Raw genomic sequence first — 23638 nt, forward strand, 5'->3', positions numbered from 1 at the left:
CCCATGCGAATCCTTGCGATTGACACCGCCCTGCCCGCCGTCTCGGCCTGCGTGCTCGACCACGACGCGGAGCAGCCCATCGCTTCCGAGACCCTCGCCATGGAGCGCGGGCATGCGGAGGCGATCATGCCGCTCATCGAGCGGGTCATGAGCAAGGTCGAGGGCGGCTTCTCCACCATCGACCGGGTCGCCGTCGCGGTCGGTCCCGGCTCCTTCACCGGCATTCGCATCGGCCTCGCCGCCGGACAGGCCATCGCTCTGGCCTGCAAGGCGGAGGTCGTCGGCGTCTCGACGCTGGCCGCCCTCGCCGCCCCGCTGATCCTGGAGGAATTCGACGGCGTCGCCGCCGCCGCCATCGACGCAAGACACGGCAAGGTCTATGTGGCGGCCTTCGCTCCGGACGGCCGCGCGCTGCTGACGCCCCGCCGGGCCGGCGCGCATGAGGCGCTGCGGGCGCTCGGCGACGGGCCGCTGCTGCTCATTGGATCCGGGGCCGAATTGCTGGCCAAGGAAGCCCGCGCCACCGGCATGACGGTCCGGATCGTCAGCGAGCAGGCGTCCCCCGACATCGAATTCGTCGCCCGGCTCGGCCTCGCCGCGCGGCCCGAGACGGCGCCCGCCCGGCCGCTCTATCTCAAGGAGCCGGACGTCACCCTCCCCGGCAAGCCGGCCGAAGCCGCGCCGCCATCCGAGGCGTCCGCTCCGGCCCCGCCTCTGGCCGCGGAACCCGAGACGCCTCAGGAAACTCCTTCGTCCGCGCCGCGCGCGGCGTGGCCCGACCCGCCGGCGCCCCCCGCCGAACCCGCCCCGGACAGCGCCCCCTCGCAGGAAGCGCTCGCCTCCGCGCCGGCGCGCGCTTAAATTCCTCGCCATGAGCCTTTTGACCAGTTTCTTCGCCAAGCCGTCCTTTGTGGTTCGGCCGATCGGGGCCGAGCGGGCGGAAGAATGCGAGACGCTGCATGGCGCCTCCTTCGCCTTTGGCTGGTCCAAGATCGATTTCGAGAGCTATCTCACCGATCCGCACATCATCGCCGACGGCGCGGTGGCGGAGGGCGCGCGCGGCAAGCTCGGCGGCTTCATCCTGTCGCGCCTTTTGCCCCCGGACTCCGAGGTTCTGACTTTCGCGGTCGACCCGGCCCGCCGGGGCGCGGGCCTCGGCCGCATGATCCTCGACAAGCATCTGGAAAATCTGGAGCGCGGCGGCGCGAGGCTGGTCTTTCTGGAAGTCGCCGACGACAACGACGCGGCGCTGAAGCTCTATTTCCGCGTCGGCTTCAAGGAGATCGGCCGGCGGGAGAATTATTACCAGCGCGCCGACGGGACGAAGCGCGCGGCGGTGAATTTGCGATTGGAGATGTGAGGCGCCGTAGCGCCTCACCAGTTTCAGGTCACCGATATTTCGCGATGATCGTCTCGCTCGCCTTCTCGCTGATCATGTAGACGGAAGCGAGAATGAAAAGGCCGGGAATCCGGGGAAAGACCGAGGCGTCGACCACTCGCAGATTCCTGGCGCCGCGCACCTGGAATTCCTTGTCGAGCACCGCCATCGGATCGCCGTCGGGGCCGATCCGGCAGGTGCAGGAGGCATGGTGGCCCCAGGCGTTTTTCTTGACATATTCCCGCAGATCTTCGCCGAGTTGGGGCGCGACTTGCGCCGCGAGGACGCCATCGTCGATGAGCGAGCGGTTGATCTCCAGCGCGAACTCGACGCCGTCGATGACCGCCTGCAAATCCTCGCCACTCCCGCCGTCTTCTTTGCTCTCGTCAAAATATTTGAAGTTGATATTGGGCGTGTCGAAAGGGTCGGCCGTTCTGAGCGTGACCTCGCCCGAGGCGTTCCTGGTGTGGCCCTTCAGCACCGCCCAGGTGAAATAGTCTTTCTGCGCGAGCGCCCGACGCGAATAACCGACATAATAGCCCTGAAAATTCAGGGGAAGGCCGAACACGTAGAGATCCGGCGCCTGCTCGCGCGTGCGTTGGCTCGACCGCATGACGATCCCGACGACCGCGCCATTGGTCGCGTATATTCCCTTTCCGGTTTCTTTCCACTCGGCTTTGTGAGGATCCGGGTCCGGCGCTTCTGACTCATGGCCTGACTCGAAGCGCGCCTTTTCCATTGTGCGAAGCGGGCGCGGCGCCTGTCCGACGACGCCGACCTCGTAGCGATCCTGCAGATTCTTTCCGACGCCGGGGCTGTCGATCCGAACGCTTATGCCCAAGGCTTCAAGGTCCGCCTTCGGGCCGATGCCGGAGAGCATCAGCAATTGCGGCGTGTTGAACGCCCCTCCGCAGAGAATGACCTCCTTATTGGCGAAATAAACGAGTTCCTCCCTTCCTGTCGGCGGGTCCGCGCGATGGTGGCGCGCGCCGTAGAGCCGCTCTCCTTTCGCGCAGCGCACGCCGATGGCGCGCGTCGGATCGTCGGGCGCGAACTCGACCGCCGTAACGAACGTATTCGTCTCGAGCGTCAGCTGGCCTGCCGGGAGCCCCTGCTCTTTCGCGGACTGGAGCAAGCGCTGCGCGGCGCGCACGCGCTCGCGTGCGCCCGTGCGGCGGCCATTATCCACAGAAATCGGAATGACGTTGACGCCCTCCTTCTTTTCCGTCGCAACGGAAGGCTCGTTGGGATTGAGCCGGGGCATTGGCGGAACGCCGCGCTGGAAGGCCGTCTTGAAAGCCGCGATGACCGCTTTTTTCGCGCCGTTCTCGTCATTGAGGAGAAGTTTGGGGTCGGCTTGGGTGACGGTCAGCCATCCGGCGCCGCGGGGACCATGGGCGCCTTTCCCAAATTCGTTGGCGGTCACGACGCCAAGGTCGCCTCTGACCTTCCGCGGTTCGCGGATGGCGTCGTGGATTTGCGCCCTGACGGCGTCGACGCCCTCCTCGAAGAGCGACGCGAATTCGGAGGCGACGTCGGTGAGCCCCGGCAGGCTGTAGAGAACGCTTGCGTCTCGATAACGGGCGTTCTCGATGCGGTCGAAATATTTGCGCATCGCGCCAGCGCTCCAGCTCGGGTCTTGAACAAGCGCCGATATCCCGTCCCAGTCTTCGTCAGCGGGGTAGACCGTGATCAGCGCATGATGGGTCGTGCAGCCGCCGAGCGCGCTGGCGCGTGGGTAGAAGACGCCCTGCGCGCGCTCGACCGGCTGTTCGAAAGACGGCGGCCCCTCGAACGGGCCGGCGTCGGCGGCGATCGTTCCCGCATGGCGCTTCCAGTCGGATCTTCGCCGGTCCTCATCCGCATAATGCTCGACGAAAAACTCCCAGCTCGACGCCGGGTCTTCGCTGGCGAGCGCGTGAAAGGCCGGGATCGAATAATTGTCGTCGGTCTTGCCCGCCGCGAGCAAATCCTCCCCAGCCTCGAGCAAAAGCACTTTGAAACCCGCCAGCGCCAAATTGGCGGCCAACGGCCCCCCGCCGGCTCCCGAGCCGACGATGACGAAATCATATTCACTCATTGAAAATCTCCTGAATAAAATAACTTAACGAATGCAGATTGCGATCGAACGGCGTTCCCGTCAAGCATCCGACGGCTAAATCATCGTAGCGGCGGCGACGGGCGGCGGCGGAAGGGGCCCAAACATTCGAGTCGGCTCCCCTGCGAAAACCGCCTATAATATTCGGAGAACTGAGGCGGCGGGCGAGTCGCGTCCTCAGGCAGGCAGGAGCATCAAGATTACCACCCCGGTTTCGAACGCGGCGGAAGCGCTTCAGGAGGCCCCCGACTTGGCGGCCTCGCAGGAGAAGGGTCGAGACGCTGGCGGCAAGGTTCTGGTCAAGTCTTACGGCTGCCAGATGAACGTCTATGACGCCACGCGCATGGCCGATCTGCTCGGCCAGGAGGGCTACGCCGAGACGACGAACGAAGCCGAGGCCGATCTCGTCATTCTCAACACCTGCCACATCCGCGAAAAGGCCGCCGAGAAAATCTACTCGGAGCTCGGCAAGCTGGCGCTCGAAAAGCGCGCGCGCGAAGTCTCAGGCCGCGACATGAAGATCGTCGTCGCCGGCTGCGTCGCGCAGGCCGAGGGCGCGGAGGTGTTGAAGCGCCAGCGGGCGGTCGATCTCGTCGTCGGCCCGCAGAGCTATCACCGCCTGCCGGACCTGCTGCAACGCGCCAGGGAGGGCGGCCGCCTCACCGACACGGATTTCGCGGTCGAGGACAAGTTCGACGCCCTGCCCCAGCCGAGCCGCGCGCAGATCCGCGCCCGCGGCGTCTCCGCTTTCGTCACCGTGCAGGAAGGCTGCGACAAATTCTGTTCCTTCTGCGTCGTTCCCTACACGCGCGGCGCCGAGGTCTCACGTCCGGTGGCGGACATTGTCGCCGAGACGCGGCGGCTCGTGGAGGCCGGCGTCGCCGAGGTCACGCTCATCGGCCAGAACGTCAACGCCTATCGCGGCCCGGATGAAAAGGGCGCGGAATGGAGCCTCGCCAGGCTGTTCGAACATCTTTCAGAAATGCGGGGGCTGGAGCGCCTGCGCTACACCACCAGTCATCCTGTCGACATGGCGCAGGATTTGATTGAGGCGCATGAGTCGATCCCAAAGCTCATGCCCTATGTCCATCTCCCCGTTCAGTCCGGATCGGACCGCATCCTGAAAGCCATGAACCGCAAGCACAAGGCGGAAGACTTTCTCGACATCGTCGCGAGGCTGCGCAAGGCGCGGCCCGATATGGCGATGTCGTCGGATTTCATCGTGGGCTTTCCCGGCGAGACGGACGAAGATTTCGAAGCGACGATGCAGCTCGTGCGCGACGTCGGCTTCGCATCGAGTTTCTCCTTCAAATATTCGCCCCGTCCCGGCACGCCCGGCGCCGAGCGCGACGACCAGATCGGCGAAGAGGTCATGCGCGAGCGTCTCGCCGCGCTTCAGGCGCTGCTGGAAGAGCAGCGCCAGTCCTTCAACAGCGCGACCGTTGGTCGGACGATCGACGTGCTGTTCGAGAAACAGGGCCGCCACGAGGGTCAAATCGGCGGCAAGAGCCCCTATATGCAGGCCGTGCATGTCAGCGGCTCCGCTGAAATGATCGGGCGCGTGGCCCCGGTGGCGATCGTCGCCGCGGGGTCCAATTCGCTGGCCGGTCGGCTGTTGGGCGAGGGCGAGGAGGCGAAGGCTTGACGACGATTGACGAACCGAGGACCGGACGCCGGGACGAGGCGGCCGAGCCCGACGCGGAAATCACCCTGGCCTTCGAAAACAATAAATACGCCTCCCTCGTCTTCGGGCATTACGATCAGAACCTCGCCAAGATCGAGCGGCGGCTGAAAATCGCCTCCTTCGCCAATGGCAATCATGTCACGCTGAAGGGGAAATCGGAGGCCTGCGAACACGCCCGCCGCGTGCTGGAGGCGCTTTACGAGCGCATCTCCAAGGGCCAGGCCATCGCGCTCGGCGACGTGGACGGCGCGATCGAGGAGACGGCGCGCCAGCGCAGCCTCTTTCCGGACGCGGAGCCCGCGCGCGGCGCCTTTGAGCAGCTCATCACCCGCAAGCGCGGGCTGGTGCGCGCGCGCAACGCCGCTCAGGACCAGTATTTGCGCGCGATGAAGCGCTATGAGCTGGTTTTCGGCGCCGGACCCGCCGGCACGGGCAAGACCTGGCTCGCCGTCGGCCATGCCGTGCAGCTCATGGAGCAAGGCGCCGTGGAGCGGCTCATTCTCTCGCGCCCGGCGGTGGAGGCCGGCGAGCGTCTGGGCTTCCTGCCCGGCGACATGCGCGAGAAGGTCGATCCCTATCTGCGCCCCATCTATGACGCCCTGCACGACTTCATGGACTCGCGCATGGTCGAGCGCGGCATGCAGACCGGCATTATCGAGGTGGCGCCGCTCGCCTTCATGCGCGGCCGCACCCTCACCCGCGCCTGCATCCTGCTCGACGAGGCGCAGAACGCCACCTCCATGCAGATGAAAATGTTTCTGACGCGCCTCGGCGAAGGCTCGCGCATGATCATTACCGGCGATCCGTCGCAGACCGACCTGCCCCCGGGCCAGACCTCGGGCCTGTCCGAAGCGATTTCGCTTCTGTCGGAAATCGACAGCGTCGGCCGCGTCGCCTTTTCCGAGGGCGACGTGGTGCGTCACGATCTCGTGCGCCAGATCGTCGGCGCCTATGACCGCGCCGCCCGCGCGAAAAACAAACAGTCATGAGCGTGGAAATCGACATCAACCTCGCCGCCGAGGCTTGGGACAGCCTCAACGGACTCGAGGCGCTGACCCGCGACGCGATAAAGGCGAGTCTCGCCGAGAGCGGAGCCCGACTTGTCGAAGGCTGTGAAATCAGCGTCACATTCTGCGACGACGCTGAAATCCATGATCTCAACGCCGAATGGCGCGGGAAGGATCAGCCCACCAACGTCCTGTCCTTCCCGACGCCCGGGCCGCTCGCCGCCCGCCCCCTCCTCGGCGACATTGTGATCGCCTACGAGACCGTGGCCGGGGAGGCGGCGGAGCAGGAAAAAACATTGCGCGACCATACCGCCCACATGGTCATCCATGGATTTCTGCATCTGATCGGCTATGATCATGAGACTGCCGCCGAGGCCGAAGAAATGGAGAGCCTCGAAAGACGGATCGCGTCCCGGTTGGGCTTGCGCGACCCCTACGCCGGCGAGGCGGCCGGCGAAGAGGATGAAGCGAGCGAACTGAACGAAGGTCATGTCGATACGATCTGAAAACGCCGAGGAGCCATTAAGACGCAGCCACGAGCGCGTGACGCTGCTCGACAGGCTGAGGGGTCTGCTCGGCCTCTCGCCGGCCTCCGTCCGCGAGGATATCGAGGACGCGCTGGAGGAAGCCGCCGGCGACGTGACGCCGCATGAGCGCGCCCTGCTGAAGAATGTGCTCGGCTTGCACGATCTGCGCGTCGAGGACGCGATGATCCCCCGCGCCGACATCGTGGCCATCTCGCTCGAAGCGTCTCTGCGCGACGCGCTCGCCGTGTTTCGCGACGCCGGCCATTCGCGCCTGCCCGTCTATGCCGAAACCCTCGACGATCCGCGCGGCATGGTGCACATACGCGACTTCGTCAATCATCTCGCCATTCGCGCCGAGAAAAGCGACGCGCCGGCGGCGGACGCCAGGAAAATTGACTTCGACACGCGGATTGGCGACGCCAATCTTCTGAAGCCGGTGCTTTTCGTGCCCCGCTCGATGCCGGCGCTCGACCTGCTCGTCCGCATGCAGACGACGCGCACGCATCTTGCGCTCGTCATCGACGAATATGGCGGCACGGACGGCCTCGTCACCATTGAAGACATTATGGAGATGATCGTCGGAGACATCGAGGACGAGCACGACGTCGCGGAGCCGCCGGAGATCGAGGAACTCGACAATGGCGATTATCTCGTCGATGCGCGCGCGGATCTCGACGAAGTGACGGCGCGGCTCGGAGTCGATTTCCGGCTGGAGGACACGCCGGCGGAAGTCACGACGATCGGCGGCCTCGTCGCCTGGCTCGCGGGACGCGTTCCGATGCGCGGCGAGATCATCGGCACGCCGGTCGACGCCTATGAGTTCGAAATCATCGAGGCCGACCCGCGCCGCGTCGGCAAGTTGAGGGTGCGGACGCGACGGCATCCTTGAGACCGGGTTTGAGCTTATGCTTGCTTCGAGAGCTTAAGCTTGTCCCGGGCTTCGCCTCGCCTCCAAAGCGTCTAGAGTGGAGCCGCCGATTCGCGGGGAACCTCCAAACCGATGGCGCAGACTGCCGAACTTAGCGGCGTGCGGGCGGGACTTTCGACCCTCCCTCAGCGCATTATTCTGGCCGACGGATGGACGCGCCGCGCGATCGCGTTCGCCGCGGGCGCCTTCGGGACCCTCGCTCTCCCCCCTTTCGATTTCGCGCCGGCCATGGCCGTTCCGATGACCGCCGCCGTCTGGCTGATCGACGGGGCGGCCATACAAGGGGCGCGCTTCAGCCTTGCGCCGATCCGCTCGGCCGCCGCGGCGGGCTGGTGGCTCGGCTTCGGCTATTTTCTCGCGAGTCTTTGGTGGCTCGGCGCCGCCATGCTGGTCGAGGCCGATCAATTCGCCTGGGCGATCCCGCTCGCCGTCATCGGGCTTCCCACCGCGCTGGCGCTGTTCCCCGCTCTCGGCTTCGCGCTTTCCCGGCTGCTCTGGTCGTCGGGGAGCCTTCGGATTTTCGCCCTGGCCGCGGGGCTCGGCGCCTCAGAATGGCTGCGCGGACATATTCTTACGGGCTTTCCCTGGAACGATTTCGGCATGGCGCTGGCCGAGGCCGGCCCGTTCGGCCAGGCGGCGTCGCTGGTAGGTCTGCACGGCCTGGACCTCCTGGCGATCGTCATTTTCGCCGCGCCGGCGACGATCGTCGATCGGCGCCCTGGGCAGCGCTTCCTGTCCAACGCCGCGGCCTGGACGGCCGCCTTTCTTCTCTTGACGCTCTCGGCCTATGGCGCGCTGCGGCTCGCGACGAGCGGAACGGAATATGTGGACGGGGTCGCGCTGCGGCTGATGCAGCCGAACCTCCCGCAAGACGCCAAGTTCAAGCCGGAGAACGGCCAGGAAATCCTGCGCCGCTACCTTGCGCTGTCGGATCGTGCGACCGGGCCGGGACATACGGGCGTCTCCGACGTCACCCACCTCATCTGGCCTGAATCCGCCTTCCCCTACGTTCTTTCGCGCGAGCCTCAGGCCGTTGCGGCCATTTCCAGAGCGCTGCAGGGAAAAATCCTCATCACCGGCGCCGCGCGCGTCGAAGCCGACGGGAGCGGAAGGCGGGGCAAGATTTACAACTCCATCGAAGTGCTTCAGGGCGACCGCTTTCTCGCCTTCTACGACAAGACGCATCTTGTCCCGTTCGGCGAATACTTGCCGCTGGAAGGTCTGCTGCGGCCGCTCGGCGTCTCGCATCTCGTCCCCGGCGTCTGGGACAGGGGGCAAGGGCCGCGCACGCTCGCGGCGCCGGGCCTGCCGCAAATCGCGCCGCTCATCTGCTACGAAGCGATTTTCCCCGGCGAGGCGGCGCCCCGAGATAAGGGCGGCGCTCGCCCGCAACTCCTGCTCAACCTCACCAATGACGGGTGGTTCGGCAAGACGATCGGACCCTATCAGCATTTCGCGCAGGCCCGGCTGAGGGCCGTCGAAGAAGGTCTTCCGCTGATACGCGTCGCGAATACTGGCATTTCCGCCATAGTCGACGCTTACGGACGCGTAATCGACTCGCTGCCATTGGGCGAAGAAGGGATCATCGACGGCCGCCTGCCGAAAGCGGCCGGTGAGACCATCTTCGCCAGATGGGGGGGCGGCCCCTTCGTCGTTTTATGGGCCCTGTTTCTTCTCCTCGCCCTCGCAGGGAGATGGCGAGGCTGAAAAAGCATCGTCAAGACGTGGTGTTACGAAAAGTCGACCGTGCCGCTCAACTGTTCTTTCACTTCAGAGTTGTTGCACTCGTTCAATCTATCCTACAAGTCGATATGGCCAGGCAAAAGCAATGGCAGGATAGAGCGATAAACGTTCTTTGTTCAATTTCAGGAGGCTAAACATTAATCCTGTTTGCATTTGATCAGCGTTCGGCTAAAACGCGGCAGGAGGTCGTAAAAGTGAAGAAAACGCCAGATCCGATCGACCGACACGTCGGCAGCCGCGTGCGTATGCAGCGCATCCTGATGAAAATGAGTCAGGAAAAGCTGGGCGAAGCCCTGGGCCTCACCTTCCAGCAGGTTCAGAAATACGAGAAGGGCCTGAACCGGATCGGCGCGAGCCGTCTCCAGCAAATTTCGAAGACCTTGAACGTTCCTCCATCTTTCTTTTTCGAGGGCGCGCCGACTTTGGGCGTCGCCGAAGGAAACGGTTTCGCCGAAGAGTCTTCTTCTCAATATGTCGTCGACTTCCTCTCCACTGCCGAGGGACTGCACCTCAACCGGGCTTTCGCCCGCATCAAGGACTCGAAGGTGAGAAAACGCATCCTGGATCTCGTGACGACGCTCGCCGAACAGGGCGACGCCTGAGCGCGGCGAGTTCTATTTAACGAACGAATTTCCCCTTTTTGGCTTGACGTATCGAACGCCGACTGGCAGATGTCGGATGATAGCGTCGCAGAGTCGCGCGCTTGATCCGCACGGGCGGCCATTGGGAGATTCCAAAAGTGACCCGGAAAAATTACCTTTTCACCAGCGAGTCTGTTTCCGAAGGCCACCCCGACAAGGTGAGCGACCGCATCTCCGACGAAATCGTCGATGAGTTCTTCCGTGAGGGGCCAAAGGCCGGCATCGACCCTTACGCCATCCGCGTCGCCGCGGAGACGCTCTGCACGACGAACCGCGTCGTGATCGCCGGCGAAGTGCGCGGCCCGCATATCGGTTTCGGCCGGATCGAGGAGATCGCCCGTAACGCCATCCGCTCGATCGGCTATGAGCAGCACGGCTTCCACTGGAACACCGCCAAGATCGAAGTGCTCCTTCACGAGCAGTCGGTCGACATCGCCCAGGGCGTCGACGCCTCTGGCAACAAGGACGAGGGCGCGGGCGACCAGGGCATCATGTTCGGCTACGCGACGAACGAGACGCCGGCGCTCATGCCGGCCCCGCTCTATTATTCGCACAAGATCCTTGAGCTGCTCGCCCAGGCGCGCCACTCCGGCAAGGAGAAGGGCCTCGGCCCGGACGCCAAGAGCCAGGTGACCGTTCGCTACGTCGACGGCAAGCCGGTCGAGGCGACGCAGATCGTTCTCTCGCATCAGCATATCGACGAGAGCCTGTCGCCCGCCGACATTCGCCGCATCGCCGAGCCCTATATCCGCGAAGCGCTGCCGCAGGGCTGGATCACCGACTCGACGGTCTGGCACGTCAATCCGACCGGCAAGTTCTTCATCGGCGGTCCGGACGGCGACACCGGCCTCACGGGCCGCAAGATCATCGTCGACACTTACGGCGGCGCGGCCCCGCATGGCGGCGGCGCCTTCTCCGGCAAGGACCCGACCAAGGTCGACCGCTCAGCCGCCTACGCCGCGCGCTATCTCGCGAAGAACATCGTCGCCGCCGGCCTCGCCGATCGCGTGACGATCCAGCTCTCCTACGCCATCGGCGTCGCCGAGCCGCTGTCGATCTATGTCGACACGCATGGCACGGGCAAGGTCGCGGAAGACAAGATCGAGGCGGCGCTGCCGCAGCTCGTGCGCCTGACGCCGCGCGGCATTCGCGAGCATCTCCAGCTCAACCGCCCGATCTACGCCCGCACCTCGGCTTACGGCCATTTCGGCCGCGCGCCGGAGACGGATGGCGGCTTCTCCTGGGAAAAGACGGACCTTGTCGACCAGTTGAAATCGGCCCTGGCCTGATCGCAGCCGCGAATTTAAGGATACGCAATGGCCGGGCTCGTCCCGGCCATTGGCTTTAGAGAATTGGGAAATGACAGAAGCGGCTCATCCGTCGCGTCGCCTTTACGGCCGCTCCAGGGGCAAGGCCCTGCGCCCGCATCAGTCCGAACTCATGTCGGAGCTGCTGCCAAAGCTCTCCATCGACCTCGCTAAGCCCCTGCCCCTCCGGCCCGGCCGAGAGGCGCGGCTCGAAATCGGCTTTGGCGGCGGCGAACATCTGATCGAGGCCGCGGCGCGCGAGCCGCAGATCGACTTTTTCGGCTGCGAGCCCTTCGTCAACGGCATGGCGAAGCTTCTGGCGCAGATCGAGGCGAGAGGCCTCGACAATATCCGCCTCCACAGGGGCGACGCCGGCGAGGTCCTCGACAGGCTGCCGGCGGCGAGCCTGTCGCGCATCTACCTTTTCTATCCGGATCCCTGGCCCAAGCGCCGCCATCGCAAGCGCCGCTTCGTTTCGCCCGAGAATCTTGAAAAGCTGGCGCGCGTCCTGCGCCCCGGCGCGGAGCTGCGCTTCGCCACGGACATAGACGACTATGCGGCCTGGACTCTCGCCCGGCTCCGCGCTTGCAGGCATTTTTCCTGGCGCGCCAAAACGGCGCAGGACTGGCTCGTCCCCTGGGCGGGCTGGACGCAGACCAAATATGAGGCCAAGGCGATGGCGGCCGGCCGTCATCCGGTCTATCTGACCTTCATCAGAGAGAGCGACTGAATCAGCGAGAGGGAGCGGCGGGATGGTGGATTTGGCGAATGCGGGCGCAGCGGCGCCGGCGCCGATCGAAACGACGGTCGCGCGCTTTCGCGCCGACGTGCTCGAAGCTTCCTTGCGCAAAGTGGTTGTCGTCGATTTCTGGGCCCCCTGGTGCGGCCCCTGCAAACAGCTCGCGCCGATCGTCGAGCGGCTCGTCGCGGCGACCGGCGGCAAGGCCGTTCTCGTCAAGATGAACATCGACGCCGAGCCGGAAATCGCAGACCAGCTCGGCGTCAAATCGATCCCCGCCGTCGTCGCCTTCCAGCGCGGGCGTCCGGTGGACGGCTTTGTCGGCGCGCTGCCGGAAAGCCAGATCAAGGGCTTCCTCGAGCGGCTGGTCGGTCCGATCGAGGACGCCGGAGACGCGCTCGAGGCGGCGCAGGCGATGATCGCGGAAGGCGACGTCGAGAGCGCCCACGCCCTGCTCTCCGAAATCATCGGCGAGGAGCAGGTCAACCCGAAAGCTTTCGCGCTGCTGGCGCGGCTTTACATCGGGGCCGAACAGCTCGACGCCGCCCGCGCCGTGCTCGAGCGCCTGCCTGAATCCGCGAAGAAGGATACGGACGTCGCGGCCGCCTGGGCGGCGATCGAAAACGCGGCCGCCGCCGCGGATCTCGGCGAGATCGACGACCTCAAAAAGCGCATCGGTTTCGATCCCAACGATCTCCAGGCCTATTTCGACCTCGCTCTGGCGCTCAACGCCGAGGACCGCCGGGAAGAAGCGGCGAATGCGCTTCTTGAAATCATCCGGCGCGACCGTAGTTGGAACGAGGACGGGGCGAGAAAGCAGCTCGTCCAGTTTTTCGAGGCTTGGGGACCGATGGACAAGGCGGCCGTCGCCGCGCGTCGGCGCCTCTCGACGCTGCTTTTCTCATAATAGGAGAGGCGTTCCGCCGGCCGCCATGAGCCTGAACAGTCCCTATACCGACATTCGCGCACTGCCTCGGACGCTTCCGCTCTTTCCGCTTACGGGGGCCGTGCTGCTGCCGCGGGGCGAGCTGCCGCTCAATATTTTCGAGCCGCGCTACGTCTCCATGCTGGACGACGCCATCGCCGGGGAGCGTCTTATCGGCATGATCCAGCCCCTGCCCAACGGCAATGGCGCCGCCGCGCCGCCGCTCTTCCAGATCGGCTGCGCCGGCAAGGTGACCCGTTTCGCGGAGACGGGCGACGGGCGTTATCTGATCACGCTGACGGGCGTTATCCGGTTCCGAATCGCGGAAGAACTGGAGAACGGGACGGCCTACCGGCAATCTCGCGTCGACTATGACGGCTTTCAGGCCGATCTCCGGCCCGGCGCCGGGGAAAACGACGTCGATCGCGAAGCCATGGTGGCGATGTTGCGCAGCTTCGCGGAATATTCGAAACTCGAAATTGATTGGACGAGCATCGACGCGGCTCCGACCGAGACCCTGGTCAATGCGCTCGCCATGATGTCGCCTTTCGGGGCGAATGAAAAACAGGCGCTGGTCGAGGCGATCGACCTCAAGACCCGCGCAGAAACGCTCGTCGCTCTCGCGAAGCTGGACATGGCCCAGCGCGACGGCGAAAGGCAGCAGTGGCACTGACGCGGCAAGATGGGGAAAGCAAGATGAGCGATCAAATCGACGCGGCCGACGGCGCCAACGAGGCCAACGCGCCCGAGGGAACCAAAGTCGATCCGCGCCTTCTCGAAATTCTGGTCTGCCCTTTGACGAAAACAACGCTGGAATACGACCGGGCGCGGCAGGAGCTGATCTCCCGCTCGGCGCGCCTCGCCTATCCGATCCGCGACGGCATTCCGATCATGCTGCCTGAAGAGGCGCGGCAGATCGACTGACGCGTCTCATCCGCCATGGATGACGCCCCCGCTCGCGAACTCGTTGCGCTGCTCGATCTCGAGAATCTGGGCGACGACCGTTTTCGCGGACATAGCCCGCATGCGGCGGGTCGCCATCTCTATGGCGGACAGGTCGTGGCGCAGGCGCTCGTCGCCACGACGCGCACCACGCCGGCCGATCGCCCGCTTCACTCCCTTCACGCCTATTTCGTCCTCGCCGGAGACCCGCAGGTCCCGATCGACTTCGCCGTCGAACGCATTCGCGACGGCCGCAGCTTCACGACGCGCCGCTGCGTCGCGTCGCAGCAAAAGCGGACCATCTTCTCGCTGGAAGCCTCTTTTCAGTTGCGCGAGCAGGGCTTCGAGCACGCGGCGGATATGCCGCAGACGCCCGATCCGGAAAGCCTCGCCCCCATCAACGATCTCGTCGAACGGTTTCGCGGCTTCCTGCCGCTCCCGGCCGAGCACTGGTTGAAACGCGCCACTTCTGTCGATATGCGCATCGCAGCGCCGGAGACGCTGATCGCGCCGAACCGCCTGGGGCAGTTCATCTGGTTCCGGGTTCAGGGCCCCCTGCCCGATGACGAGGCGCTCCATGCGGCGCTCCTCGCCTATTTGTCGGACATGACCCTGCTGAATACGGCGCTCATGGTCCATGGGCGCAACATTTTCGATGCGAAAATTCAGGTCGCCAGCCTCGACCATGCGCTTTGGATCCATCATCCGCCGCGCGTCGACCAATGGTTGCTTTATGCGCAGGAAAGCCCGGCCGCATCCAATGCGCGCGGCCTCACCTTCGGGCGGATTTTCACCCGGGACGGACGGCTGCTCGCCTCCGTGGCGCAGGAAGGACTCATCCGCCTGCGCACCAATATTTAGGCGCCTGCTTTTTTTCTAGGCGCCGGTTATTTACGAAGCATTCACACTTCGTCCGGCCGAAACGCGCTCTCGCCAGCGACTCCGGGCTTTTTCTTCGCCGATGGCGCCGCGACTCCCCGGCAGCGCCCCGTCGGCGATCCGCTTCCCTCAGGAAAAGCCCCGGTTTTCCTCTCGTTCATGACATTGGCACGGCAATTGAAAGCAATGGCGCGAGCGTTCAACCGCTCTCTCCAACGACCGCGCCGCTGCGGCGTTCCGCCTTGACCGGCGGCGCCCGTCCAAGGGGTCGATAACAACAGGATTGGCAGATGAAAATCGTGACAGCGATCATCAAGCCGTTCAAGCTCGATGAGGTCCGCGACGCGCTGACCAATATCGGCGTGCACGGCCTTACGGTGACGGAAGTCAAGGGCTACGGACGACAGAAGGGCCACACGGAAATCTATCGCGGGGCTGAATACGCCATCAGCTTTCTGCCGAAACTCAAGATCGAAGTCGCAGTCTCTGCGAGCCTCGTCGACAAGGTCATCGACGCCATCACCTCCACCGCCCGCACGGGCCAGATCGGCGACGGCAAGATCTTCGTCGGCCCGCTCGAGCGCGCCATCCGCATCCGCACCGGCGAATCCGACGCCGACGCGCTCTGACCGTCCCTCCCGACAACTTTGGAGCTTCCCTACATGAAACTTCCTACGTCTCGGAGCGCGCTCGCCGCTTCGACCCTCGCGGGAGCGGCGCTCATCGCGCTGATGGGACCGGCCTTCGCCGGCAATGACCCGACTCCCAATCCCGGCGACGTGTCGTGGATGCTGACCTCCGCGCTGCTCGTCCTGATGATGTCGATCCCGGGCCTCGCGCTGTTCTATGGCGGCCTCGTGCGCACCAAGAACATGCTGTCGATCCTGACGCAGACATTCGCGATCGTCTCGCTCGTCGGCGTCATCTGGGCCGTCTATGGCTATTCCCTCGCCTTTGGCGACGGCGGCTCGCTCAACCATTACATGGGCGGCCTCAATAAGCTCTTCCTCAAGGGCGTGACCGCGGGAGCCAACGCCCCGACCTTCACGCCGGGCCATGTCATTCCGGAATACGCCTTCTTCGTCTTCCAGATGACCTTCGCCATGATCACGCCGGCCCTCATCGTCGGCGCCTATGCCGAGCGCATGAAGTTCTCCGCCGTACTGCTCTTCACGACGCTTTGGGTGACCTTCATCTACTTCCCGATCGCGCATTGGGTCTGGGGAACCGCCGATCCGAACGCGATTGTCGACGCCGCGACGCAGCTCGCCGCAGCGACCACGGATGAGGCCAAGGCCGCTGCGCAGGCGAAGATCGACGAGATCGCTGGCAATGTGGGCTGGCTCGCCGGAAAGGGCGCGCTCGATTTCGCGGGCGGCACCGTCGTCCACATCAACGCTGGCATCGCCGGCCTCGTCGGCGCCATCATGGTCGGTAAGCGCATCGGCTACGGCAAGGAAGTGCTCGCGCCCCACTCTCTGACCATGTCGATGATCGGCGCCTCGCTGCTGTGGGTCGGCTGGTTCGGCTTCAACGCCGGCTCCAACCTCGAAGCGAACAACACGACGGCGCTGGCCTTCGTCAACACAATGGTCGCGACCGCTGCGGCGGGCCTGTCCTGGATGCTGGTCGAATGGCTGCTCAAGGGCAAGCCCTCGCTGCTCGGCCTCATCACCGGCGCGGTCGCGGGCCTCGTCGCGGTGACGCCGGCCTCAGGCTTTGCGGGTCCGATGGGCTCGATCATCCTCGGCCTCGTGGTCTCCCCGATCTGTCTCTTCTTCGTCGACGTGATCAAGAAGAAGGTCGGCTATGACGACGCGCTCGACGTCTTCGGCGTGCACTGCATCGGCGGCATCACGGGCGCGCTGGCGACCGGCCTGCTGGTCAATCCCGACTTTGGCGGCGTCGGCATCACCGACTACACCAATCTCGAAACCTATGCCGGCACATACGACATGGTCGCGCAGATGAAGGCGCAGGGAACGGCCGTCATCGCCACCCTGCTCTTCTCCGGCATTGGTTCAGCGATCCTCTACAAGGTCGTCGACATCATCATCGGTCTGCGTCCGGCGCCCGATCAGGAACGCGAGGGCCTGGACATCTCGGATCACGGCGAACGCGCTTACAACTACTGACCTTTTCCCCCGAGCAGAGATGAAGCGGCGCCTACGGGCGCCGTTTCTTTTGAAAATGTGCGCGAACACACGGAAATCAGTTTCCCCTCGCCCTAGGGAGAGCTTGGCCGCTGGCGACAGCCATGTTACTGGCCAGCCTAATTCGGGCAATACAGGGGAAATATTATGACCGCCTTTGCCTTTACCCGCCGCGGACTGCTCGGCGGCCTTGCCGCCGCTTCCGCTTTCGCCATGACGCGCGCCGCATGCGCCGACGACATGCTGAAGGACGTCTCGAAGCTCAAGCCCGGCGACTTCACCTGGAATCCCGAGCGCGAGCCTTCGGGCCCCGTCTCGGTCGTGGTCTCGATCCCCGAGCAGCGCGTGCATGTCTATCGCAACGGCGTGCGCATCGCGGTCGCGACCTGCTCCACCGGCAAGCCCGGCCACGAGACGCCGACGGGCGTGTTCGTCGTGCTGCAGAAGGACAAGAACCACCATTCGTCGATCTATGACGACGCGCCCATGCCGAACATGAACCGGCTGACCTGGTCGGGCGTCGCGCTGCATGCGGGCAATCTTCCGGGCTATCCGGCGTCGCATGGCTGCGTGCGCCTGCCGACGAAATTTTCCGAGCTGCTTTTCACCGTCACCCATGTCGGCACGCCGGTCATCATCGCGGGCGCGCATACCGATCCGTGGGAGCTCACCCATCCCGGCATGGTGCTCTCGGGCTACGCCGAGAACGAGTTCGAGCATGTGCTCGCGAGTCTCGACGGCAAGAAGCATCCTTCCGACTGGAGCGAGGCGGAGCAGAAGCCCGTCACCAGCGTGATCGTCTCGTCGGCCGACAAGGTGATCGAGCTTATCGAAAACGACCGCGTCGTCGCGCGCTCGAAGCTCACTCTGAAGGACGGCGACAAGCTCGGCTCGCATGTCTTCGTGCTCAACGGCGCGAATACGGACGCCAGGGGCATGCATTGGAGCGCGATCACCCATCAGCAGGCGACGACGCCGCTGATGCGCGACGACGTCGTGATGCAGCGCATCTCCGCCGAGCCCGCCTTCGTCAACGAGATGAAAGCCCGCATGCATCCCGGCATGACGATGGTGCTGACCGACGCGCCGCTGACGCCCGACACCAAGACCGGCAAGGATTTCGTGATCGTCACGGCGGGGTGAGCGCCGGCGGGCCTCATACCGGTTCCGCTTGAGTCGTTCGCCCTGCGGCCGTCATTGCGAGGAGGCTTTGCCGACGAAGCAATCCAGCGCCACGTTGACGCCCCTGGATTGCTTCGCTTCGCTCGCAATGACGCCCGTGAGCATTGTCGCGAAGCGATCGATCAGGCGGAAGCCTCTTACTAATTTGAATCATTCACGCCCGCCAGCTTCTCCCGCAGGTCGGCGTCGGCGCGTTGCAGATTTGCGCGCGCATGTGCGAGCCACAGCGCGCGCGACTCCGGCAGGCGGAAGAGTCGCTCGCCCGCGCCAAGGAAGCTCTCGAGCATCTGCACGCGCCCCTGATAAAAGGCCCGCTCCGGCGCCCAGCCGAACTCGAAATGAATGTCGTCGAGATTTTTCTCGAAGACGCTCCAGGGCGCGGCGAGCGACGAGAGATCGAGATCGAGGAAGAAGTCGAGATCGCGCGAAAAGCCGGGATAATGTTCGGCCCGCGCCTTCGCTTTCATATGGCTCGACGTCGCCATGATGAGATCGTTGACCGCCAGTTCCTCGAGCGCGTCGAATTTGGAATGGCGGGCGAAGAGCTCCGCGCTCGCTCGGACATTCTCGGGATCGGTGCGCGGGCGTCCGTCCTGATCGCGCGTGAGATAGACGGAATCGTGCCAGAAGATGGCGGCGGCGATGAGATCGGCGCGCGTCGGCAAGTGCGCCAGAGCATCGAGTTTCGTGAGCAGATCGACGATATGTCCCCAGGCGTGATAGGCGCGCTGCGGTTCACGGTAAGCGGAGTCGAGCGTGGCGAAAGCCTGCGCGTCGTGGCGCGAGGCGAGTAGATTCCAGTATTTCGCGACGATTGTATCGGTCATGCGCGGACGGCGATCCTTCAGTAGAGCCAATAGGTCGCGCGAGGCGCTGGACGGCAGAGCGCTGGGGCTATTTGCTCTGGAGATTCCATATCGAAGACCAGCCTTCTTGCAAGCCCTCGTGGGCCAGCCTGGAATATCGTTGCCCCATCGCCACATAGAGCGCAGGCCAAGCGCCGGGTAGCGTTTGAGCGAGGGCTTCGGCGCGCGCCGCGGCGGCGTCGAAGCGGCCTGATTCATATTCCTCGCGCATGGCGTCGTGCGCTGTGCGCCAGCGCATATACGCTTCGGTCCGGGCCGTCTCTGAGTCCCCCGCAAGCGCGAAAACATGAGTCGGCTCGCTGCGCCCGACCACGATGATGCGCCCAAGATCGAGCCACGCCATGTCCGGAACGGCGTCGCGAATGACGCTTGAAACAATGATGTCCGTCGCGAAAGCCTTGCTCGCCCCCTCGAGCCGCGAGGCGAGATTCACATTGTCGCCGAGGATCGAATAATCGAAGCGGCGGATAGAGCCCATATTGCCGACGCTGGCCGGGCCGAGATGGAGACCGAGCCCCATGGCCGCCTCCTTGTGCGGACGCCCCTCCGCCTCGGCCCAGCGCGCGCGCTCCGAGTTGAACTGCAACATCGCCGCACGCATGGCGAGAGCGGCCCCGACGGCCTTGCGCGGATGATCCGCAATGTCGAGCGGCGCGTTCCAGAAGGCGAGAATGGCGTCGCCCATATATTTGTCGACCGTCCCCTCGCATTCGAGAATGGCGTCGGTCATGGGCGTCAGATAGTCATTCATGAACTGGGTGAGTTCGCGCGCGCTCAAGCCTTCCGAAATGCCCGAGAAGTTGCGCAGATCCGAAAAGAGCACGGTCAGTTCGCGCGTCTCGCCGCCCAGCACCAGCCGCTCGGGATGCTCCGCGATGCGGTCGACGACCGCCGGCGCGACGAATTTGCCGAAAGCGCGGCGCACCTGCCGCCGTGCGAGGATTTCGCTTCGCCACAGCGTCACCGCGCCGACCACATAGGAGCCGACGATGACCAGGCTCGGATAGGCGGGATCGATCAGCAATCCCTGCTTTTCGAAGAGATAGAACGCCCCCCCGAAAAGCCCCGCGACGGCGAGCGGCGCAAAGGCGGCGGAGACGAGCGGCGGCGCGACGAACAGAAGCGGCATGGTCAACGCGAAGGCGATAATCGCGACGACATATTCGAGCCCCGGCGCCCAATCGGGCCGCGACAGCAGCGCGCCGGTCGTCAGCGACTCGACGATTTGCGCATGGACGTCGACGCCGGGGACCACGGGTTCGAGCGGCGTGGCGCGCACGTCGCCGAGACCGACGGCGAGCGCGCCGACGAAGATGATGCGTCCCTCTATCTCGCTTCGCGCGACCTTGTTCTCGAGCACCGCTTTTGCGGAAACGTTGCGCGCGGGCGTCGAAAATGTGTAGCGCGGGCGAACGTCGGAGGCCGGCCCCGTCGCGATCTGAAACGCGCCGACCTTCACGGCGTTGACGCCCGTCTGCGCGCCGTACGCAGTCTCGCCGCTGGCGTTGGAGGAGCGGATGACGACGCTCTGCTCGCCTTGCGCGACGCGGAGCGCCTCCAGCGCCAGCGACGGCGCGATGGAGGCGCCGACGCGCGTGAGCAACGGCACGCGCCGCACCACGAGGTCGCGATCCGGTATCCAATTGGTCGCGCCGAGCCCCTGCGCATTGGCGGCGAGGGCCGGCAGCGGCAGCACGACGGCGGGAAAAGCGTAAAGGAAGGGCGCGGGCGCGTCGCCGGCGGCGACGAGCCCGGCTTTCGCCGGATACTCTTTTGCGCCCTCCATGGCCAAGGTCGCGCCCAGCACCACGGGCGCATCGCGCAGAGCGTTTGCGAGAACGGCGTCACTGTCGGGCGTCTTGGCGATCAGCCTGGAGACGTCCGCGCGAAGTTTGGCGTCGGGCAGCGCATCGACCAGCATCCTTGCGCTGGCGTGGTCCGGCTCCGAAAAGATGAAGTCGAAGGCGATGGCGGCGGCGCCGAGTTCGCGCAATCTTTCGACAAGCTGCGCGACGCGCGTTCTCGGCCACGGCCATTGGCCGAAAGCCTTCAGGCTCTCTTCGTCGACGCCGACGACGCGCGCCGGCGTCTCGGGATCATAGGCGCGCGGCGAGAGACGCTGAAATTCGTCGAAGACGAGATTGCGCAGATCGTCGAGACGGCGCGGCTGCAGCGCGCCCCACGGCAGCACGAGCGCCGCCGCGAGCAACGTTGCGAAGAGAAAGACCCACTTACGCTTGAGCATTCAGCAACCGGGCGGCGCGCCGCGCGCCGGCGACGATTTCAGCGCCATTGCTCTTCGCCCGGATATTCCGGGTAATATTCCTGTTCCTCGACGACGACGGGCGGCGCCGGCTGGTTCTCGACATTGGTGCGGCTCTGCACGATGGCGTTGCCGGCCCAGACCGGCCCGAGCGCATCGAGGCCCGGCGAGGGCTCGACGCTTGGCGGAGGCGTGTCGCCCAGCGCAAAATTCGCGTCTGAATTTTTCGGCTTCACCTTTGCGCCGCCCGACTGGCCGATCTGGCTCGCCATCTGCGCATTGAGCGAGGCGATCGTCTCTCCCGGCACGCGGAACGGCTCGGAGACGCCGCCGCTGCGGGCGCAGACGCCAAAGCCGGGCCGGTTCAGGGTCTGCGAGCCCCCTGCACCAGCGACCTCGGCCACGCCGTTCTGATGGACGATGAGCGCCTCGCATTCGCCTCCGATGCGCACGAGCACGGAGCCGCCGCGCACGCCGATGGAGGCGGTCGGGGTCTTCAGCGTCGCGCCGGAGCCATGGCTCACGCCGCCGCCGACGAAGCGCATCACGCCCTTGGCGACGCTGACGCCCTGGCTGCCGTTCGAGCCGTTATAGACGAAGTCGTCTATGACGACCGAGCTGTTGCGGCCAACCGTCATCGTTGAACTGTCGTTGAAGACGATCTGCGCGCTGCCCGCGCCGGTCGTCTCGATGCGCTCGCGCTTTTCAACCCCGAGCCCCACCGCAAGCGGACGCTTCGCGGCGCCGGGGGGCGTGCCATGGGCCGCAACGTTGACGGCGCCGACATTGCCGACCTTTTCCGCGGCCGCGGGAAAAGCCGCGAGCGCGAAGGCGGAGGCGAGCGGGAGAAGGGAGATCTTTTTCATCGCGTCTCTCCCTTAGAACCGGGCCGTGGGGCCGAAGGAGACGGCCACATTATGCATCTTGAAATTCGGAATGTTCGAGTCGTTGCGCAGGAATTCGAGATTGCCGGCGAAACCGAAAGTCTGCGTCACCGGCGCATCGAGCATGAGGCCATAGGTCCAGGCGGCGTCATGACGCGCGACGAAAGGATTGACCAGCGGATTGGCTTTGTCGAAAGCGAGATTGGTGAAGCGCGCATAAGGCGCGATGGTCCAGCGCTGCGCGATCATCGGATGCGGCGGGCTGACCTCGAAACGCGCCATCGCCTGCACGTCGACCTGATCCGAACTCTGCGCCGCATAGCCGGCCGTCGCGCGCGAATAGGCGACGCGTCCGTCGAGGCGCACGCCGTCCAGAACGCGATAGGAGCCGCTGACATAACCGGTCACGACGTCGCCCGTGGCGAGCGTCGAGAGCGTCGCATAAGGCGACACGCCGAAGATGGAGCGGCCCGGATCGACCCAAAGGCCGCGCCATTCCGCGCCGGGCTCCAGCCAGAAATCGGGATTGACGTCCGCCCGCACGCTCGCGCCGGCGCCGCCGGTGTTGAGGTAATTGTTGGAGCCGAGCATGGAGACCGCGCCCGTCAGATAGGGACGCACCGACAGATTGTTGAACAGCGTCTGCGGAATGAAGAAGCGCGGGCCGGTCGTCGCCGAGAAGAGCATGACGCTGTATTGCGGCAGGTTGAACTGCTGCGTGGCGTAGCCCGTCAGCTTCGTCTCCAGCCGGTCGCCGCGCTGGCCGCCGAATTCATATTCGTGCGACGCCTGGATGAGCTGGAACGAATTCAGGTCGGCCTTTTGCGGCGCGGCCGAAGCCAGGCCGACGCCGCCAACCTGGAACAGATTGTTGGCTGGAAAATAATTGGCGTTGGACTGGCCGCGCAGGCCGACATGCATGCGCACCGAGATGCGGCTGATCTGCGTGCGCTTCTCGATGTCGGGAAGCTGCGCGTCGATCTGCGCGGTCTGGACCGCGTCGAGGTCGCCCGCCGCCTTCGCCGCTTTCAGATGCTGGGCCGCGACCTCCCAGGCGCCGAGCCGCGCATAGAGGAAACCTAATTCCTTGCGGGCGCGGGAAAGCTGCGGATTGAACATCAGCAGGCGCTCGAGCGCGCCGACGCCGGCCTCGTAATCGCGCATTTCCGTCGTCACCACGACGAAGCGATAGGTGGCCTCGTAATCTTCCGGATGCGCCTGAATGCGCGCGGCGAGCTGGTCGCGCGCGGCGCGCATGTCCTGCGCCATGGCCGGGGCGCAAAGAGCGGCGGCGACAAGGAGCCCGCCCAGCGCCTTCAATGGATTTCTTTTCATCGACAACGAACGCGCCCCCAAACAATGCACCAGCGACGATGAAGCTGACTCAAAGCATTCGGCGCGGCAAGCGGAGGCGATTCGCGCCCCATTCATCGAGACATGGCAATAACCATTTGTAAATAAATCGCTATTGCTAGGCAGACCACTCCGATCC

Annotated in this window: 22 protein-coding genes; 17 read left to right on the top strand and 5 right to left on the bottom strand. The window is 65.0% G+C overall.

All coding sequences use genetic code 11. From position 1 onward, the window contains the following. Window positions 1–3: 3 nt before the first annotated feature. Window positions 4–861, top strand: coding sequence for a tRNA (adenosine(37)-N6)-threonylcarbamoyltransferase complex dimerization subunit type 1 TsaB (gene tsaB, locus MMG94_RS04425; protein ID WP_016919018.1), 858 nt, complete (start codon window positions 4–6; stop codon window positions 859–861). A 10-nt stretch (window positions 862–871) separates the two neighbouring features. Continuing rightward, window positions 872–1360, top strand: a complete 489-nt coding sequence (locus tag MMG94_RS04430; protein WP_016919019.1) for a GNAT family N-acetyltransferase — start codon at window positions 872–874, stop codon at window positions 1358–1360. Between the two features lie 28 nt (window positions 1361–1388). Here the strand turns inward: MMG94_RS04430 and MMG94_RS04435 are convergent, their stop codons facing one another. Next, window positions 1389–3458: a GMC family oxidoreductase gene (locus MMG94_RS04435; protein ID WP_016919020.1), complete on the bottom strand. Its 2070-nt coding sequence runs from the start codon at window positions 3456–3458 to the stop codon at window positions 1389–1391. 337 nt (window positions 3459–3795) lie between these two features. Here MMG94_RS04435 and miaB point away from each other — a divergent pair, with 337 nt between their 5' ends. The 15 genes from miaB (at window position 3796) to MMG94_RS04510 (ending at window position 18094) form a co-directional block, all read left to right on the top strand. Further along, a complete protein-coding gene (miaB, locus tag MMG94_RS04440; RefSeq protein ID WP_026016109.1) occupies window positions 3796–5121 on the top strand; it encodes a tRNA (N6-isopentenyl adenosine(37)-C2)-methylthiotransferase MiaB in 1326 nt (441 codons plus the stop codon). Beyond that, window positions 5118–6149 (top strand): PhoH family protein, encoded by a 1032-nt coding sequence (locus MMG94_RS04445; RefSeq protein ID WP_016919022.1) that lies wholly within the window; start codon window positions 5118–5120, stop codon window positions 6147–6149. The genes miaB and MMG94_RS04445 overlap by 4 nt, the downstream gene beginning before the upstream one ends. Then, window positions 6146–6673: an rRNA maturation RNase YbeY gene (gene ybeY / locus MMG94_RS04450; RefSeq protein WP_016919023.1), complete on the top strand. Its 528-nt coding sequence runs from the start codon at window positions 6146–6148 to the stop codon at window positions 6671–6673. Before MMG94_RS04445 ends, ybeY begins: the two co-directional genes overlap by 4 nt. Next, entirely contained in the window at window positions 6657–7583 is a 927-nt protein-coding gene (locus MMG94_RS04455) for a hemolysin family protein (RefSeq protein WP_026016110.1), read from the top strand. The genes ybeY and MMG94_RS04455 overlap by 17 nt, the downstream gene beginning before the upstream one ends. A gap of 111 nt (window positions 7584–7694) precedes the next feature. After that, window positions 7695–9329, top strand: coding sequence for an apolipoprotein N-acyltransferase (gene lnt, locus MMG94_RS04460; RefSeq protein ID WP_016919025.1), 1635 nt, complete (start codon window positions 7695–7697; stop codon window positions 9327–9329). A gap of 281 nt (window positions 9330–9610) precedes the next feature. After that, window positions 9611–9967 carry a helix-turn-helix domain-containing protein gene (locus tag MMG94_RS04465; protein ID WP_051001095.1) on the top strand — a complete coding sequence of 119 codons (357 nt, stop codon included), beginning with the start codon at window positions 9611–9613 and terminating at the stop codon, window positions 9965–9967. Window positions 9968–10104: 137 nt separating this feature from the next. After that, complete coding sequence (gene metK / locus MMG94_RS04470; protein WP_040579032.1) at window positions 10105–11295, top strand: methionine adenosyltransferase; 1191 nt, start codon at window positions 10105–10107, stop codon at window positions 11293–11295. A 70-nt stretch (window positions 11296–11365) separates the two neighbouring features. Beyond that, window positions 11366–12043, top strand: coding sequence for a tRNA (guanosine(46)-N7)-methyltransferase TrmB (gene trmB, locus MMG94_RS04475; protein ID WP_016919028.1), 678 nt, complete (start codon window positions 11366–11368; stop codon window positions 12041–12043). Window positions 12044–12065: 22 nt separating this feature from the next. Beyond that, entirely contained in the window at window positions 12066–12959 is an 894-nt protein-coding gene (gene trxA, locus MMG94_RS04480) for a thioredoxin (protein ID WP_016919029.1), read from the top strand. Window positions 12960–12984: 25 nt separating this feature from the next. Next, a complete protein-coding gene (locus MMG94_RS04485; protein WP_016919030.1) occupies window positions 12985–13650 on the top strand; it encodes an LON peptidase substrate-binding domain-containing protein in 666 nt (221 codons plus the stop codon). Between the two features lie 23 nt (window positions 13651–13673). Continuing rightward, window positions 13674–13901 carry a Trm112 family protein gene (locus MMG94_RS04490; RefSeq protein ID WP_026016112.1) on the top strand — a complete coding sequence of 76 codons (228 nt, stop codon included), beginning with the start codon at window positions 13674–13676 and terminating at the stop codon, window positions 13899–13901. Between the two features lie 15 nt (window positions 13902–13916). Continuing rightward, entirely contained in the window at window positions 13917–14780 is an 864-nt protein-coding gene (locus MMG94_RS04495) for an acyl-CoA thioesterase (RefSeq protein ID WP_016919032.1), read from the top strand. 308 nt (window positions 14781–15088) lie between these two features. After that, complete coding sequence (locus MMG94_RS04500) at window positions 15089–15427, top strand: P-II family nitrogen regulator (protein ID WP_016919033.1); 339 nt, start codon at window positions 15089–15091, stop codon at window positions 15425–15427. Between the two features lie 33 nt (window positions 15428–15460). Then, complete coding sequence (locus tag MMG94_RS04505) at window positions 15461–16933, top strand: ammonium transporter (RefSeq protein ID WP_026016113.1); 1473 nt, start codon at window positions 15461–15463, stop codon at window positions 16931–16933. 165 nt (window positions 16934–17098) lie between these two features. Next, window positions 17099–18094, top strand: a complete 996-nt coding sequence (locus tag MMG94_RS04510) for a L,D-transpeptidase (protein WP_016919035.1) — start codon at window positions 17099–17101, stop codon at window positions 18092–18094. Window positions 18095–18273: 179 nt separating this feature from the next. Here MMG94_RS04510 and MMG94_RS04515 read toward each other — a convergent pair whose 3' ends face one another. From MMG94_RS04515 to MMG94_RS04530, 4 genes are all read right to left on the bottom strand, one after another. Then, a complete protein-coding gene (locus MMG94_RS04515; RefSeq protein WP_016919037.1) occupies window positions 18274–18960 on the bottom strand; it encodes an HD domain-containing protein in 687 nt (228 codons plus the stop codon). Between the two features lie 67 nt (window positions 18961–19027). After that, a complete protein-coding gene (locus tag MMG94_RS04520) occupies window positions 19028–21244 on the bottom strand; it encodes a CHASE2 domain-containing protein (RefSeq protein WP_016919038.1) in 2217 nt (738 codons plus the stop codon). Between the two features lie 38 nt (window positions 21245–21282). Next, the gene (locus tag MMG94_RS04525; protein ID WP_016919039.1) at window positions 21283–22128 is read right to left on the bottom strand and encodes a FecR family protein; all 846 of its coding nucleotides are present in this window, start codon (window positions 22126–22128) and stop codon (window positions 21283–21285) included. Window positions 22129–22140: 12 nt separating this feature from the next. Beyond that, window positions 22141–23481, bottom strand: coding sequence for a SirB1 family protein (locus MMG94_RS04530; protein ID WP_040579019.1), 1341 nt, complete (start codon window positions 23479–23481; stop codon window positions 22141–22143). Window positions 23482–23638 lie beyond the last annotated feature (157 nt).

Source organism: Methylocystis parvus OBBP (assembly GCF_027571405.1).
GTDB classification, from domain to species: domain Bacteria; phylum Pseudomonadota; class Alphaproteobacteria; order Rhizobiales; family Beijerinckiaceae; genus Methylocystis; species Methylocystis parva.